The following is a 14754-nucleotide window of genomic DNA, read 5'->3' on the forward strand; positions in this document are numbered from 1 at the left end:
GGCGATGCGCAAGCGCGCCGCCGGAACCGAGCTGATCATCTCGGTGCTCGCAGTCGCGTTCACGGGCAACTATTTCTGGACGGTCACGGAGCTGAGCTGGGAAGCGAAGGCGAACGGAATCGTCGTTGGCGGCATCCTCCCCGTCCTCGTCACGCTTCTGCTCGTGCGAATCGGGGTGCAGCTCGCGCGCGGCGAGGCCTCGCTCGCGATCGACTTCGGCGGCTGGACAGAGGCCAACTGCAAGCGCCTCGCCTTGATCGCGATCATCCTCGCCTTCCTGCTCCTCCTCGAGCCGCTCGGCACATCGATCGCGCTCGCGCTGATGCTGTTCGCCGCGATGTGGGTGATGGGCGCGCGCCATTGGCCGAGCCTGATCAGCGTCTCGGTCGCGCTGCCGCTGATCGTGTGGGCGAGCCTGATGGTCTTCATCGGCACGCGGCTCCCGCAGGGGCCGTTCGAGCGGGCGCTGTTCGCACGAACGGGGCTCGGGCTCTCGGAATGACCCTCGCTCGTGCGGAGCGTTGCTAGATTGGCTGGGACGCGGGTTTGTTCCTCGACCTGTTCGCCCGCTCGTGGGGGCTGTGGTGGGCGATCTGGCCGGGGATCCTGCTCGGGCTGATCGTCGGCGTGCTGCCGGGATTCAGCCCGCAGAACACGCTGATCATCCTTCTGCCCGTGACGCTCGCGATGCGGATCGAGGCCGCGCTTGCCTTCATGGTCTCGCTCTACTGCGCGAACCACCTCTCGGGCGGCATCCCGGCGATCCTCGTCAACATCCCGGGCTCAAGCGGCGCGGCAGCGACGACGATCGACGGCTATCAGATGACGAAGAAGGGAAAGGGCCAGCAGGCGCTCGTGCTCTCCTTCGTCGCCTCAGTCGCGGGCGGGCTCATCACCTCCGTCGCCGTGCTCGCCTTCCTGCCGCTGCTTGCCGATCTCAGCTTGCGTCTGCGGTCGGTCGAGATGGTCGTGATCATCCTGTTCGGGCTGACGCTGATCGCGGTGATCGCGGCGCGCGACATGCTGAAAGGGCTGATCGGCGGCTGCTTCGGGCTGATGCTCGGCGCGATCGGAACGGACGCGGTCTATTCGACGCCGCGCGCCACCTTCGGCCTGCTCGAGCTCTATGACGGTCTGCCGCTCGTTCCGGTGCTGATCGGCCAGTTCGCGATCGGCGAGGCGCTCGCCATGGTCGAGGAGGAGACGATCGTCGCCGAAGGAGCGGCGCGCGAGAGCGCGGCCGGGGCGCGCTGGGCCGACACGATCGAGGGGCTCTGGATGAGCCTCAGGAACTGGTGGCACATCACCTGGACGGCCTTCATCGGCCTCGTGATCGGGATCCTGCCCGGTGCGGGCGCCTACATCGCCGCCTTCGTCGCCTATCAGCAGTCGCGGCTGTTCTCGAAGACGCCCGAGAAGTACGGCACCGGCCATCCCCAGGGCGTGATCGCTCCGGAGGCGGCGAACAACGGCGTCACCTCCGGAACGCTCGTACCGATGATGACGATCGGCGTTCCCGGCGGCTCCACCGCGGCGGTGATGATGATCGTTCTGCAGTATCAGGGGATCGTCGTCGGGCCGCGCCTGTTCACGGAGTCGCCCGAGGTCGCCTACGGCGTCTTCGTCACCATGACCGTCGCCTACATCATGATGATGCCGCTCGTGCTGCCGCTCGCACGCTATGCCGCGAAGGTGGTGCTCGTGCCGACGCGCTATCTCGTGCCGATCATCCTCGGGCTGACCACGATCGGTGCCTTCGCCGACCGCGAATACGCCTTCGACATGGGGGTCGCGCTCGTCTTCGGGCTGATCGGCTACATCGCGACGAAGACGAAGTATCACGTCACCTCGATCCTGATCGGCGTCCTGCTCGGGCCAGTGTTCGAGCGCTATCTGTTGCGCGCGCTGCGCATCGGGCAAAGGGACCCGCTCGTGCTGTTCTCGAGCACGGTCGGCAACGTGCTCTGGGCGCTGCTCGTCGTCTCCGTGGTTCTGCCGATCTGGCGCGACCGGCAGCTCGCGCGGCGCGAGGCGGCGGCGAAGGAAGCAAGGCCATGACGCTTCCGCAGACGGTGGACAGCCGGAACATCCGCGCGATCGCCTGGCTCGACATCCCGGGCGGCGGCCAGGTGCGCGTCGAGGGGCGCTACGCCTATGTCAGCCACATGAAGCCGCCGCACGGGACGACCATCATCGACGTCTCGGATGCGCGCGACCCGCGCGTCGTCTCGACCATCGATCTCGAGGGCGATCACTCGCACACCCACAAGGTGCGCGTCGCGGGCGACATCATGGTCACCAATGTCGAGCAGAACGACCGGCATGCGCTCAGGCGCGCGCGCCGGATCCCCGAGGTCGAGGCGCGGCTCCGCGCGACGCTGGGATGGGAACCGACCGAGGCCGAGATCGCCGCCGAGCTGCCGGTGAAGCCCGAGCTGATGCCGAAGCTGCGCGCCTCGCTCACCGCTCTGCCCTATCCCGAGGGCGGGTTCCGGGTATGGGACATCTCCGACCGCACGCGGCCGAGGCTGGTCGTGCACCACAAGACCGGCGGCGTCGGCGTGCACCGCTTCGATCTCGATGACCGTTACGCCTACATCTCGACGGAGATGGAGGGGTTCGTCGGCAACATCCTCGTCATCTACGACATGGCGGACCCGGCGCACCCGCGCGAGGTGTCGCGCTGGTGGATGCCCGGGCAGAACGTCGCCGCCGGCGAGACGCCGACCTGGCCGGGCCAGCAGTACCGCCTGCACCACGCGCTCAAGGATGGCGACATCCTCTACGCCGCCGTCTGGTACGCCGGGGTGCGGACGATCGACGTCTCCGACATCACCCGACCTGTGACCTTGGGCGAATACCGCTACCATCCGCCCTTTCCCGAGCCGACGCACACCTTCATGCGCATCCCCGGCCTGCTCAAGGGCCGGGCGGTGGCCGCGGCGTGGACGAGGAGCACGAGCACACGCCGGGCCAGCTGCACGGCGGGCTGTGGCTGTTCGACGTGACCGACCCGTCGACCATCAAGCCGATCTCGGTGTGGCACCTCACGGAGCGGGCGAGCCCCTATGTGACGACGGGGGATCGCTTCGGCGCGCACCAGTTCCAGGAGCGTATGCGTGACTTCTGCCTCTACACCGCCTGGTTCGGCGGCGGGCTGCGCGTGATCGACATCGCCGATCCGGAGCGCCCGACCGAGGTCGCCTGGTGGCTTCCTGAGCCGCCGCCGGGGCAGCGGAGCCCGCAGGCGAACGACGTCGACCTCGACGGCAACGGCCTGATCTACGTGATCGACCGCAACCGCGGCCTCTCCATCCTCGAACGCACGGCATGACCGGCGGTGTGTTCCTCGCGGCCGGAGCGGTGAAGACAGCGGTGGAGTCGCTGCTTGCCTCCGGCGCCTGGATCGGCGAGCGCCCCCGTGTCTCGTTCGGCACGGTCGGCGCGCTGCGCGACCGGATCCTCGCGGGCGAAGAGTTCGACGCCATCGTGCTCTCGGCCAAGGCGATCGAACAGGTCGCCGAGCGCGGCTTTGTCGACCGGGCGAGCATTCGCCCGCTCGGCACGACGGGGATGGGCCTTGCAGTGCGCGAGGGGCTCGCGCTTCCCGCGATCGAGACCGAAGCGGGCCTCCTCGAGGCGCTCGCGCGCGCCGCGCCGGCGTATCCGATCGCGTTCGGCGACCGCTGGGACAGCCCGGGCGGCGGCGTGCCGGGCGACGGCGCGATCATGATCGAGACGCTGCTTCGCCACCCGGACGTTCCGGCCGCCGTCGGCGTCCTGTGGGACCCGATCGCGGTCTCGATCTGCCGCGCCGCAGGGCCCGGATCGGAGGTGTGGCTCCGGATCGGCGGCAAGGCGACGCCCGTCTCCGGCACGCCGGTCGATGTGCACGCAACCGTGAGCGCGGTGACGGACGATCTCGTCATCCCCTTCGAGCAGAGCCGCGTTTCCTTCGGGCCGGCAGCGTCGGTCTCGATCGGCAGCCTTGACATCGTGCTTGGCAGCAAGCGGGTGCAAACCTTCAGCCCGCCCGCCTTCACTTTCCCTCGGCATCGATCTCGCGCGGAAGAAGATGGTGGTCGTCAAGTCCTCGAATCATTTCGCCGCCGCCTTCTCGAAGGTCGCGGCGGAGATCCACTACCTCGACAGTTTCGGCCCCTTCCCGCACGACCCGACGACGGTGACGTACAGGCGGCTGCGCCGGCCGATCGCCCCGCTCGACCCCGACCCTTGGGCCTGAGGCGGCGCGGCGGCCGCAGGGAGAAACCGCATGACCGTTCTCCGCATCGGCCTGATCCACATCTCGCAGGAGACGAACGACTTCAATCCGCAGCCGACCACGCTCGAAGATTACGCTGCTTTCGGCCTGTACGAAGGCGCGGAGGTGCTCGCCCGTGCCGGCTCGACCGGGCAGATCGCCGGCCATCTCGCCGCCGTCGCCGAGAGCGGCATGGCAGTCGAGACGGTGCCGATCATCCGCGCCCATGCCGTCGCCGGAGGCCGGATCGACCGCTCCGCGCACGCCTTCTTCCTCGACCGGATACGCTCTGGCCTCGCCGCCGCCGGCAGGCTCGACGGGCTTGCGCTGCAGCTTCACGGGGCCTGCGCCGCGGAGGGGGAAGACGATGTCGAGGGCGTCCAGGCCGCGCTGTGCCGCGAGCTCCTCGGGCGCTCGGTGCCGATCGTGCTCGCGCTCGACCACCACGCCAACGTGACGCGACGGATGGTCGACTCGGTCGATGCGATCGTCGGCCACAGGACGCAGCCGCATGACCAGTTCGACACGGGCCTGATCGGCACGCGGCTTCTGCTTCGGATCCTGAGCGAGCGGCTCGCGCCCCGCATGGCGATGCGCAAGATCCCGCTCGTGACGCACCAGGAGCAGTTCCTCACCGCGCGTGGCCCGATGAAGACGTGGTTCGACCGTGCCCGAACGCTGGAGGCGGACCCGCGCGTGCTTCAGACCGTTCCGTTTCCGATGCAGCCCCGGCTCGACGTCGAGGAGGGAGGCTGGACGGCCGTGGTCGTGACGGATGGCGACCAGGCGCTCGCCGAACGCCTCGCCGACGAGCTCGCCGATCTCGCCTGGTGCTTGCGCGACAACTTCCTCGTGCGCGAGGCGGTTGCCGTGGACGAGGCCGTGCGGATGGCGGACGCCGAGGCAGACGGGCTCGTCGTGCTGAGCGATACCGGCGACACCGTGTTCGGCGGCGCGGCCGGCGACAGCAACGTCATCCTCGAGGCGATGCTCCGCCTCCGCAGTCGCGGCCCTGCGCTCGTGCCGATGATCGCGCCCAAGGTCGTGGCGCGGCTGTTCGACGCGGGCGAGGGCGCAATCGTGACGCTGCCGGTCGGCGCCGAGACGGCGACGGCGTTCTTCGCGCCGATCGAGGTCACCGGCCGGGTCAGGCGCCTCGCCCACGGCAGGGTCGCCGTCTCCGGCTACCAGGATGGCGAGATCGACATGGGCCGGACGGCGGTGTTCGAGATCGGCCCGGTCACGCTGCTTGCGAGCGAGCTTCGCGGCGTGGGGGGCAACCTGCCGGACGTCTACCGCGCCTTCGGCATCGAGCCGGCCGAGGCGAAGATGGCGGTGCTCAAGACCGCGTCGAACTTCCAATATTTCGCTCCGATCACCCGCCGCGTGATCCGCGTCGACACGCGGGGGCCAGGGCAGTCGGACGTCTTCACGCTTCCCTGGAAACGGCTGCCGCGCCCGATCTACCCTCTCGAACGAATGTCCCGCCGTGACGAGCCGCGCACGCCGCCGGGCCTGCGCGGCGCCGCCTGAGCGGGCGCGGGGAGGCAACCGTCACGACAACGAACGGATGGAGGCAAGCATGTCGCATCTTCTGATCGATCGCCGGGGGCTGATGGGGCTGCGGCGCTGGCGATACCGGCGCTCGTGACCTCACGCGGGGTCGCGCAGACAGCGCAGCCCCGGGGTGCTGCGCGTCGCACTCCTCGCCGACATCGCCAACTACGACCCGCACCAGTTCTCCTTCATCAATGCGAGCCTGATCAAGAACCTCTACGACAGCCTGCTCGAGTACACGCCCGACGGCCGCGCCATCCCCTCCCTCGCCGAGGCCCGGGCGATCGCGCCCAACAGCCGGTCGGTGACGCTCACGCTGCGCAACGACGTTCGACTCCACAGCGGCAACAAGCTGGACGCGGCGGCGGTGGCCGCGAACCTCCGGAAGGCGGCCGATCCGCGGCTCGGCAAGAACGTCTATCCGACCATGTCGATCGTCGCGGACTGGACGGTGGTCGACCCGCGCACGATCCGGCTCGACTTCAAGCACCCGGTGCCCGACCGGCAGGTGACCGACCTCCTGCAGTTCATTTCGATCATCGACCCGGCCGGCATCGAGACGGTGGAGCAGACGCCGGCTGGCAGCGGACCGTACCGGCTTGCCGAGCGCGTCGTCGGCCAGCGCATCCGCCTCGTCGCCAACCCGGACGACTGGCGCCGCGGCGAGCCCGTGATGCGCGAGGTGGTGTTCAGGATCTTCTCGCAGGACGCGGCAGCGACCGCCGCGCTCGAATCTGGCGGCGTCGATGTGATCTACGGCGGCTCGTCGCGTTCCGCCGCGCGGCTCAAGCAGGCCGGCGATCCGGTGATCGACGGCCCGGGCCCCCTCGTGCAGGTGTTCCGGATCAACACGACGCGCGGCCCGTTCCGCAATGACACCTTCCGCCAGGCCTTCAACTACCTGATTGACCGCGAAGGGATCCTGCGCGTCTGCTACGCGGGGATGGGAACGGTGGTGGCGCTGCCCTGGGCGCCGTCGAGCCCCGCGCACGACCCCTCCTACGCCCAAACCTACGCCTTCTCGATCGAGACGGGGCGCGAGCTTCTGCAGCGCTCGGGGCTGAGCCAAGCCGAGATGAGCAACTGGAAGCTCGTGGTCAACGCCGGCAGCCAGCCCGATGTGGCGATCAGCCAGCTGGTGCAGGCGACGCTGCGGCGCGTCGGCATCACTATCGAGCTCGAGATGAAGGAGGGCGCCGAGCTGACCGAGGCGATGCTGCGCGGCCGGTTCGACGCGATCTTCGGCGGCATCGGCAATGTGCAGAAGTTCCTCTCGCGCGTGACGACGAACAGCATCTACCGCACCTCCAACAACCCGATCCTCGGCGAGCCGCACCCCTTCCCGGCCTATGTCGCCGCGATCGAGCGCGTGAACACCACCCTCGGCTCGGGGCCGGAGGTGAAGGCGGCCTATGACCACCTGAACAAGGTGCTCGTCGCGTGTGCCTTCGGCATTCCGACCAACACCTACAACCCCGGCCTGATCGTCACCGCGAAGAACGTCTCCGGCTTCACGCTCGACATCGACAACATGCTGGTGCTGCGGACGACGGTGCGGCGCTGAGGCCTGGCGCGGCGACAGGGCGGGGGACGGCAGCGGGACGTCGATGACGCCGCCCGTCCTGTCGATCCGTTCCCTGACCGTCACCTTCTTCGGCTCCGGCCAGCCGGTTCCTGCCGTGCGTGGCGTCGACCTCGACGTCGGCGAGGGCGAGGTGCTCGGCATCGTGGGCGAGTCCGGTTCGGGCAAGAGCGTGACCGCGCTCGCCGCTGCCGGCCTGTTGCCGGCGACGGCGCGGATCGCCGGATCGATCCTGCTCGCCGGAGAGGACGTCGTCGGCGCGGATGCATCGACGCTCAGGCGGCTGCGCGGGCGGGACATCGGCGTGGTGTTCCAGGACCCCTCGACCACGCTGAACCCGCTGCTCCCGGTCGGGCGCCAGATCACCGAGGGAGAGGTCGCGCACGGGCGTATCCGGCCGAGCGAGGCGGGTGTGCGTGCCGTGTCGCTCCTGCGCGCCGTTGACATGGCCGATCCGGAGAATCGGGCGCGCCAGTATCCGCACCAGTTCTCGGGCGGGATGCGGCAGCGGGCGGTGATCGCGATGGCGATGGCGGGCAGGCCGAAGCTGATCATCGCCGACGAGCCGACGACGGCGCTCGACGTGACCGTGCAGGCCCAGGTGCTCGATCTGATTGCGCGGCGGCAGCGCGAGACCGGCGCGGCCGTGGTGCTGATCACGCATGATCTCGGCGTCGTCGCCGAGGTCGCGCATCGCGTCGCCGTGATGTACGCCGGCCGGATCGTCGAGACGGGGCCGGTGCGCGAGATCTTCGCCCGGCCCCTCCACCCCTACACCGCCGCCCTTTTGCGCAGCGCGCCGCGGATCGACGCAGGCGAGGGTCGGCTCGACCCGATCCCGGGCCAGCCGCCGACGCCATCCGAGCTCCCGCCCGGCTGCAGCTTCCGCCCCCGCTTCGCGATCGGCAGCGGGCGCGACCGCTGCGCCATGGAGGACCCGCCCCTGCGTGCCGTCGCCGTCGGGCACTGGTCGGCCTGCCATTTCGCCGACGAGGTGAGGCGGCCGGCAGCGCCCGCGCGCGCCTCAACAGATGTGATTGCCGTAGAGAACCGAGGGGATGCGCCGCCGCTGCTCGCCGTCGACGACCTCGCGGTGCACTTCCCGATCCGTGCCGGGCTGTTCCGCCGCGTCGTGCGCACGGTCCGGGCGGTCGATGGCGTGTCGCTGCGCATCGCTCCGGGCGAGACGCTCGGGCTCGTCGGCGAATCAGGCTGCGGCAAGACCACGACCGGCCGCGCCATCATGGGCCTCGTCCGTGCGACCGGAGGCGCGATCAGCTTCGACGGACAGCGGATCGACGGGCTCGCACGCGGCGCGTTGCGCGCAGTGCGGCGGCAGATGCAGTACGTGTTCCAGGATCCCTTCTCCTCGCTCAACCCGATGCTGACGGTCGGCGAGGCGGTGGCAGAGCCGCTCAGGATCCACGGCCTCTACGACGCGATGGGCGGGGAGCGCTGGATCGCGACGCTGTTCGACATGGTCGGGCTGTCGATCAAGGTTGCGAACCGGCTGCCGCGCGAGTTCTCGGGCGGCCAGAAGCAGCGCATCGGCATCGCGCGTGCGCTCGCGCTCAGGCCGAAGCTCTTGATCCTCGACGAGCCGGTGGCCTCGCTCGACGTCTCCATGCAGGCGCAGATCGTCACCCTGCTCGAGGATCTCCAGCGCGAGCTCGGCCTCGCCTACCTGTTCATCGCGCACGACCTTTCGGTGGTGCGGCACGTGTCGCACCGCGTGGCCGTGATGTATCTTGGCCGGATCGTCGAGGAGGGGCCGAAGAATCAGCTCTACCGCACGCCCGTCCATCCCTACACCCAGGCGCTTCTGTCGGCCGTGCCGGCGGCCGACCCGGAGGCGGCGCAGATTCGGCGGCGGATCATCCTCGAGGGGGAGATCCCGAACCCTGCCGCGCCGCCTGCGGGCTGCCATTTCCATCCGCGCTGCTTCCGCGCCACCGACCGCTGCGCGACCGAGGCGCCGCGGCTCGAACCGCATCCGGGGCTTGCGAGCCGGCGCGCCTGCCACCACGCCGGCCCGCTTGCCGCCGACGCTGCCGTGCCACGCCGGCAGGCGACTGTGTGATGTCCGAAGCGCTCCGATCCGGCCTCCGCCTCGTCCGCCGCGCCCTGTCGCGGCCGGCGCCGGCGGTGTCGGTCGCCTATCTCATGGTGCTCGCGTCAGCCGCGCTGCTCGCGCGCCCGCTCGGGCTCGATCCGCTCGAGGAGGATGTCGCCCGCATGCTCGAGGGGCCCTCCTGGGAGCACCCCTTCGGCACCGACGAGCTCGGCCGAGACATCCTCGCCCGCGCCATCTTCGGCGCCCGCACGTCGCTCACCACCGCCGCCGGAGCGGTGTTGCTTGCTGCCGCGATCGGCGTGCCGATGGGCCTTGTCGCCGGGTTCTTCGGCGGCTGGCGGGATGCGGTGCTGATGCGCCTCGTCGATCTGTTGCTCGCGCTTCCCGGGATCATGCTCGCGCTCGCCCTGATCGCCGTGCTCGGGAGAAGCCAGGCGGCGGCGCTGGTCGCCGTTGGGCTCACGGGCGTGCCGACCTTCGCGCGCGTGGCCCGGGCCCAGGTCCTGTCGCTGCGCCGGCGCGAGGTCGTGCTCGCCGTCAAGGCGTTCGGCGCCTCTCCGGGCTACACGCTCGTGCGCACGGTGTTGCCGAACGCGTGGAGCCCGATCCTTGCGCAGATGATCGTGCTCTCCTCCGTCGCGATCCTGCTCGAGGCGGCGCTCGCCTTCCTCGGTGTCGGCATCCCGCCACCCACGCCGAGCTGGGGCGAGATGTTGCGCACGGGCAAGGAATATCTCTACGACTCGCCCACCTATGCCGTTCTGCCCGGGCTTGTGCTCACGCTCACCATCCTCGCCTTCGACACGATCGGCCGCGCCCTCTCCGCCGTGCTCGAGGGGCGCGATGCGCCGGCGGGCAGGCCCGCGGGAGCGGCGCTATGGTCGGCTTCGTCGTCCGCCGCCTGCTGCAGCTGCTCCCCGTCCTCCTCGGCGCCTCGGCGCTGATCTTCGCAATGATCTATGCTGTACCGGGAGGGCCGGTCGCCGTGCTTGTCAGGGAGAACGCGACCGAGGAGCAGATCGCTCTCGTGACGCCGAAGTTCGGGCTCGACCGCCCCGTGGTCGTGCAGTACCGCGATTGGCTCCTGCGCGCACTCGGCGGCGATCTCGGCCAATCGCTGCACAGCCGCGAGCCCGTTCTCAAGCTGATCGCCGAGCGCCTGCCGGCAACCCTGCAGCTCGCCGTCGCTGCCACGGCGATCGGCATCGCGCTTGGCATTCCGGTCGCGGTCGCAAGCGCGCTCGCACAGGGAACGTGGCTTGATCGGCTCCTGAGCGGCTGGAGCGCGCTTGCCCTCGGGGTGCCGACCTTCTGGGTCGGCATCCTCCTGATCCTGCTGTTCGCGGTCGAGCTCGGGCTTCTGCCTGCCGCCTCCGCCTACGTGCCGTTCTGGGAAGACACGTGGCAGGCTCTCCGCCACACGATCCTGCCGGCGCTCACCCTCGGCCTCTACGTCTCCGGCATCTCCGCGCGCTTCCTGCGCGGGTCGCTCGTGAGCGAGCTCGCGTCCGACTATGTGCGCACGGCGCGGTCGAAGGGCCTCACCGAGCGCGTGATCGTGCAGCGGCACGTGCTCCGCAACGCGATGCTGCCCTTCATCACCGTGGTCGGGATCGCGCTCGCGGGCTGCATCGGCGGCGCCGTCGTCACCGAGTCGGTGTTCACCTATCCCGGCCTCGGCCGCCTCGTGGTGCAGGCGATCGGCACCCGCGACTATCCGCTCGTGCAGGGCGCCATCCTCGTCATCCTGATCATCTATGTGCTGATCAACCTCGTCGTCGACCTCCTCTACGTCTACATCGACCCGCGGATCGAGTATGGCTGAGGCGCGATGGCGAGCCCGCTCGATCTCGCGCCCGCACGGCTGTTCGATCTCTCCGGCCAGGTCGCGCTCGTGACCGGCTCGTCACGCGGCCTCGGCTGGGCGATGGCTCAGGCGCTCGCCGCGGCCGGCGCGCGCGTCGTTGTGAACGGGCGCGACGCGGATGCGCTCGAGGCAGCGCGCCGTCGCCTCGAGTGGGCCTCGCTCGCGGCGGAGGCCGTCGCCTGCGACGTGACCGACGGGGCGGCGGCGCGCGCGATGATCGCCGGCATCGCCGCGCGGCACGGGCGGCTCGACATTCTCGTCGCCAATGCCGCAACGACCGTCCGAAAGCCCGCGCTCGAGCTCGCGGACGAGGACTGGGCGCGGGTGGTTGAGGCGGATCTCTCCGTCCCCTTCCGGATGGCGCGCGAGGCAGGGCGGCTGATGGCCGAAGCGGGCCACGGGCGGATCGTCTTCACCGCCTCGATCAACGGCTTCGTGGTGCGTCCAGGAATGGCGGCCTATGCAGCGGCGAAGACCGGCCTGTTCGGGCTCGTGCGCGCGCTTGCCGTCGAGCTCGCCGCGAGCGGCGTGACGGTGAACGCGATCGCCCCCGGATACTTCCTGACCGACGGCAACGCCGCGCTGCGCGCGGCCGATCCAGGCTTCGAGGCACGCATTGCCGCGCGCACGCCGCTCGGCTGCTGGGGCAAGCCCGAGGAACTCGCCGCCGCGATTCTGTTCCTCGCCTCCCGTGCGGCGAGCTACACGACAGGGAGCATCGTCACGGTCGATGGCGGACTTGCAGTCGCGATTTGAGGAGACTGAGAGCGGGGTCGTGATCGATGCGGCCCGGCTCGACGGCGCGGTGGCGGCGATGTTCCGCGCCGTGGGGTCGGCGCCCGCCGAAGCCGCGCTGATCGCGCGCCATCTCGTCGGCGCCGATCTTTGCGGACATCACTCGCACGGCGTCGGCCTCGTTGCCGGCTACATCGCCGCGGTCGCGCGCGGCGATCTCGTCCTGAACCGCCAGATCGAAACCGTCCGCGACCACGGAACGCTGCTCGTCTTCGACGGCGGCCGTGGCGCGGGCGCGGCGATGGGCCGCGCGGCGATGGAACGCGGCATCGCGCGGGCGAAGGCAGAGGGGCACGCTCTCGTCGCGCTGCGCGACAGCCACCATCTCGGCCGCATCGGCGCCTGGGCCGAGCAGTGCGCCGCGGCGGGCCTCGTGTCGATCCACTTCGTCAACGTTCCGTCGCATGCGGCGGTCGCCGCCTTTGGCGGTATGGCGGCGCGGCTGGGCACCAACCCCTTCACTGCCGGGTTCCCGAGGGAAGGGGCGGCGCCGCTAATCGTCGATTTCGCCACAAGCCGCTGGGCGGTCGGCAAGGTTCAGGTCGCCCGCCGGAAGGGCGAGCGACTGCCGCCCGGAATCCTGCTCGACGCCGCCGGACGCGAGACCGACGACCCGACCGCTCTGTACGGCCCTCCGCCCGGGGCGCTTCTGCCGTTCGGCGAGCATAAGGGCTTCGGCCTCGCGCTCGCCGTCGAGCTGCTCGCCGGCGCGATGACCGGCGGGCTGACGCAGGACGGCACGCCCTCCTCCGCCATCACCAACTCGATGTTCTCCATCATCATCGCGCCGGAGGCGCTCGGCACGGGCTATCACCGCTGGGTCGAGGCGGCGTTGGCATGGGTGGCGTCGGAGCGCGGCGTTCGGCTTCCGGGGGAGCCGGAGGAGGAGGTGCGCGCGCGGCGGCTTCGCGAGGGCATCCCGCTTGATCGCATGACCTGGCAGGAGCTCGAGGCGGCGGCCTCCAGCCTCGGCCTCGCCGGTCCCTGGGCCGCTGTCGGCTGACCGGGAGCGGCGGCCGGGGAGGGCAAGCACCACGTCTTGGCGCTCCGCGCGTCCGCCAGGCGAGCAGGAGCAAGAGCGCGCGCCGCGCGGGGAGGGCGAGCAGGACGTCGCCCTCGGCAGCCTGCTCCAGCTGATAGCGCGCGTTCGGGCGTTCCCTCCGCTCCTCGCCCCTCTAGCCTTGCCGTGCATGTTGACGCTCGAGGCTCTCCAGGAGGCGGCGGGGATCGTCCACGCCGCCATGCCGCCCACGCCGCAATACGCCAGGCCCCTGCTCGCGCGGCGGCTCGACGCAGAGGTGTGGGTGAAGCACGAGAACCACACTCCGACGGGTGCCTACAAGGTGCGCGTCGGGCTTGTCTACATGGCACGGCTCGCGGCGTCGCGGCGCGGCATCCCGGGCGTGGTGACCGCCACGCGCGGCAACCACGGCCAGAGCCTCGCCTATGCCGGGCGGAGGCACGGCATTGCGGTCACCATCGTCGTGCCGCCTGGCACAGCCGCGAGAAGAATGCCGCGGTGCAGGGCTTCGGGGCACGCCTCGTCGAGCACAGAGCGGACTTCGACGAAGCGCGCGCGCACGCCGCCGCGCTTGCCGAGGAGGAGGGGTTCGTCTTCGCGCCCTCCTTCGCTCCCGATCTCGTCGCCGGGGTTGCCTCTTACGCGCTCGAATTGTTCCGCGGCGCGCCTCCGCTCGACGCCGTGTATGTCCCGATCGGCCTTGGGTCTGGCATCTGCGGGCTGATCGCCGCGCGCGATGCGCTCGGCCTCGGCACCGAGATCGTCGGCGTGCAAAACACGGGCGCGAATGCCTATGCCCTCTCCTTCGCCGCGGAGCAGGTGGTGACGACGCCGCGTGCCGACACCCGCGCCGATGGCATGGCCTCGCGCCTGCCCGACCCGAATGCGTTCGCCATCATCCGCCGCGGCGCGGCCAGGATCGTCGAGGTGACGGATGAGCAGGTGGCCGAGGCGATCCGCGCCTACTGGACCGATACGCACAGCCTTGCGGAAGGAGCGGGGGCGGCGCCGCTCGCGGCGGCAATGGCCGAGCGCGAGCGGATCGCGGGACGGCGGATCGGCCTAATCCTCTGCGGCGGCAACATCGACCTCACCCTGTTCCGTTCCTGGGTGCTCGGGGAGCGGGCATGATGCGGCCACAGCGGCGGTCCGGCTGCCTGCCCGGATCGGGGGCTGTAGGGCCGGCCGATGGCGGAGGGCGGGCAGGGCGGCTCCGGACCTGGCCCGGGGTTGCCCGGGACAGACGATGTTGCTTATGTGCCGGCGCGCGGAGGGATGGCCGAGTGGTCTAAGGCGCTCGCCTGGAGAGCGGGTACACCGGAAACGGTGTCGTGGGTTCGAATCCCACTCCCTCCGCCAGACCATGCCCACAAGCCGTTGATATCGCTAGGGGTTACGGCAGGGATGCAAACCCTACCCCTGTTTCTACCCCCGGCCGCCGCTGCGCTTGGATGCGACGCCTTGAGCCGGTGCGGCCCCCCGTGCACCACGTCAGCCCGGCGCAGGGCGGCGCAGGGCGGCTTGGAGCGGGCGGCAGGTGGCCCCACCTCCGCCCGGCCTGCCGCTTCTCGCGCTTCTCACCGCAGGAGCGTCGCCC

12 protein-coding genes, 1 tRNA gene and 2 pseudogenes are annotated in these 14754 nt (G+C 70.5%); all 15 read left to right on the plus strand.

Annotated features, from left to right (window positions below; all coding sequences use genetic code 11):
* Positions 1-4: 4 nt before the first annotated feature.
* The 15 genes and pseudogenes from KO353_RS05550 (at position 5) to KO353_RS05615 (ending at position 14516) form a co-directional block, all read left to right on the plus strand.
* The gene (locus KO353_RS05550; protein ID WP_218286729.1) at positions 5-502 is read left to right on the plus strand and encodes a tripartite tricarboxylate transporter TctB family protein; all 498 of its coding nucleotides are present in this window, start codon (positions 5-7) and stop codon (positions 500-502) included.
* 44 nt (positions 503-546) lie between these two features.
* A complete protein-coding gene (locus KO353_RS05555) occupies positions 547-2058 on the plus strand; it encodes a tripartite tricarboxylate transporter permease (RefSeq protein WP_218286730.1) in 1512 nt (503 codons plus the stop codon).
* Positions 2055-3008, plus strand: coding sequence for an LVIVD repeat-containing protein (locus KO353_RS05560; protein WP_218286731.1), 954 nt, complete (start codon positions 2055-2057; stop codon positions 3006-3008). The genes KO353_RS05555 and KO353_RS05560 overlap by 4 nt, the downstream gene beginning before the upstream one ends.
* On the plus strand, positions 2945-3334 hold the full coding sequence (locus KO353_RS05565; RefSeq protein ID WP_218286732.1) for an LVIVD repeat-containing protein: 390 nt from the start codon (positions 2945-2947) through the stop codon (positions 3332-3334). The genes KO353_RS05560 and KO353_RS05565 overlap by 64 nt, the downstream gene beginning before the upstream one ends.
* A pseudogene (locus KO353_RS17000) lies at positions 3331-3984 on the plus strand (MlrC C-terminal domain-containing protein); the annotation flags it as partial. The gene KO353_RS05565 and the pseudogene KO353_RS17000, both read left to right, overlap by 4 nt.
* A 91-nt stretch (positions 3985-4075) precedes the next feature.
* Positions 4076-4243 carry an MlrC C-terminal domain-containing protein gene (locus KO353_RS16695; RefSeq protein WP_268906215.1) on the plus strand — a complete coding sequence of 56 codons (168 nt, stop codon included), beginning with the start codon at positions 4076-4078 and terminating at the stop codon, positions 4241-4243.
* A 30-nt stretch (positions 4244-4273) separates the two neighbouring features.
* Positions 4274-5794, plus strand: coding sequence for a M81 family metallopeptidase (locus tag KO353_RS05575; RefSeq protein WP_218286733.1), 1521 nt, complete (start codon positions 4274-4276; stop codon positions 5792-5794).
* A 154-nt stretch (positions 5795-5948) separates the two neighbouring features.
* Entirely contained in the window at positions 5949-7382 is a 1434-nt protein-coding gene (locus KO353_RS05580) for an ABC transporter substrate-binding protein (protein ID WP_218286734.1), read from the plus strand.
* A gap of 43 nt (positions 7383-7425) precedes the next feature.
* Complete coding sequence (locus tag KO353_RS05585; RefSeq protein WP_218286735.1) at positions 7426-9480, plus strand: dipeptide ABC transporter ATP-binding protein; 2055 nt, start codon at positions 7426-7428, stop codon at positions 9478-9480.
* On the plus strand, positions 9480-10418 hold the full coding sequence (locus KO353_RS05590) for an ABC transporter permease (RefSeq protein WP_218286736.1): 939 nt from the start codon (positions 9480-9482) through the stop codon (positions 10416-10418). Before KO353_RS05585 ends, KO353_RS05590 begins: the two co-directional genes overlap by 1 nt.
* A complete protein-coding gene (locus tag KO353_RS05595; RefSeq protein ID WP_218286737.1) occupies positions 10352-11299 on the plus strand; it encodes an ABC transporter permease in 948 nt (315 codons plus the stop codon). Before KO353_RS05590 ends, KO353_RS05595 begins: the two co-directional genes overlap by 67 nt.
* Positions 11300-11305: 6 nt before the next feature.
* Entirely contained in the window at positions 11306-12097 is a 792-nt protein-coding gene (locus tag KO353_RS05600; protein WP_218286738.1) for an SDR family NAD(P)-dependent oxidoreductase, read from the plus strand.
* 19 nt (positions 12098-12116) lie between these two features.
* Entirely contained in the window at positions 12117-13139 is a 1023-nt protein-coding gene (locus KO353_RS05605) for a malate/lactate/ureidoglycolate dehydrogenase (protein ID WP_235692036.1), read from the plus strand.
* 238 nt (positions 13140-13377) lie between these two features.
* A pseudogene (locus KO353_RS05610) lies at positions 13378-14288 on the plus strand (threonine dehydratase).
* 138 nt (positions 14289-14426) lie between these two features.
* Positions 14427-14516, plus strand: a tRNA-Ser gene (locus KO353_RS05615).
* Positions 14517-14754: the final 238 nt, after the last annotated feature.

The organism is Elioraea tepida (assembly GCF_019203965.1).
Taxonomy (GTDB): Bacteria; Pseudomonadota; Alphaproteobacteria; order Acetobacterales; family Acetobacteraceae; genus Elioraea_A; species Elioraea_A tepida.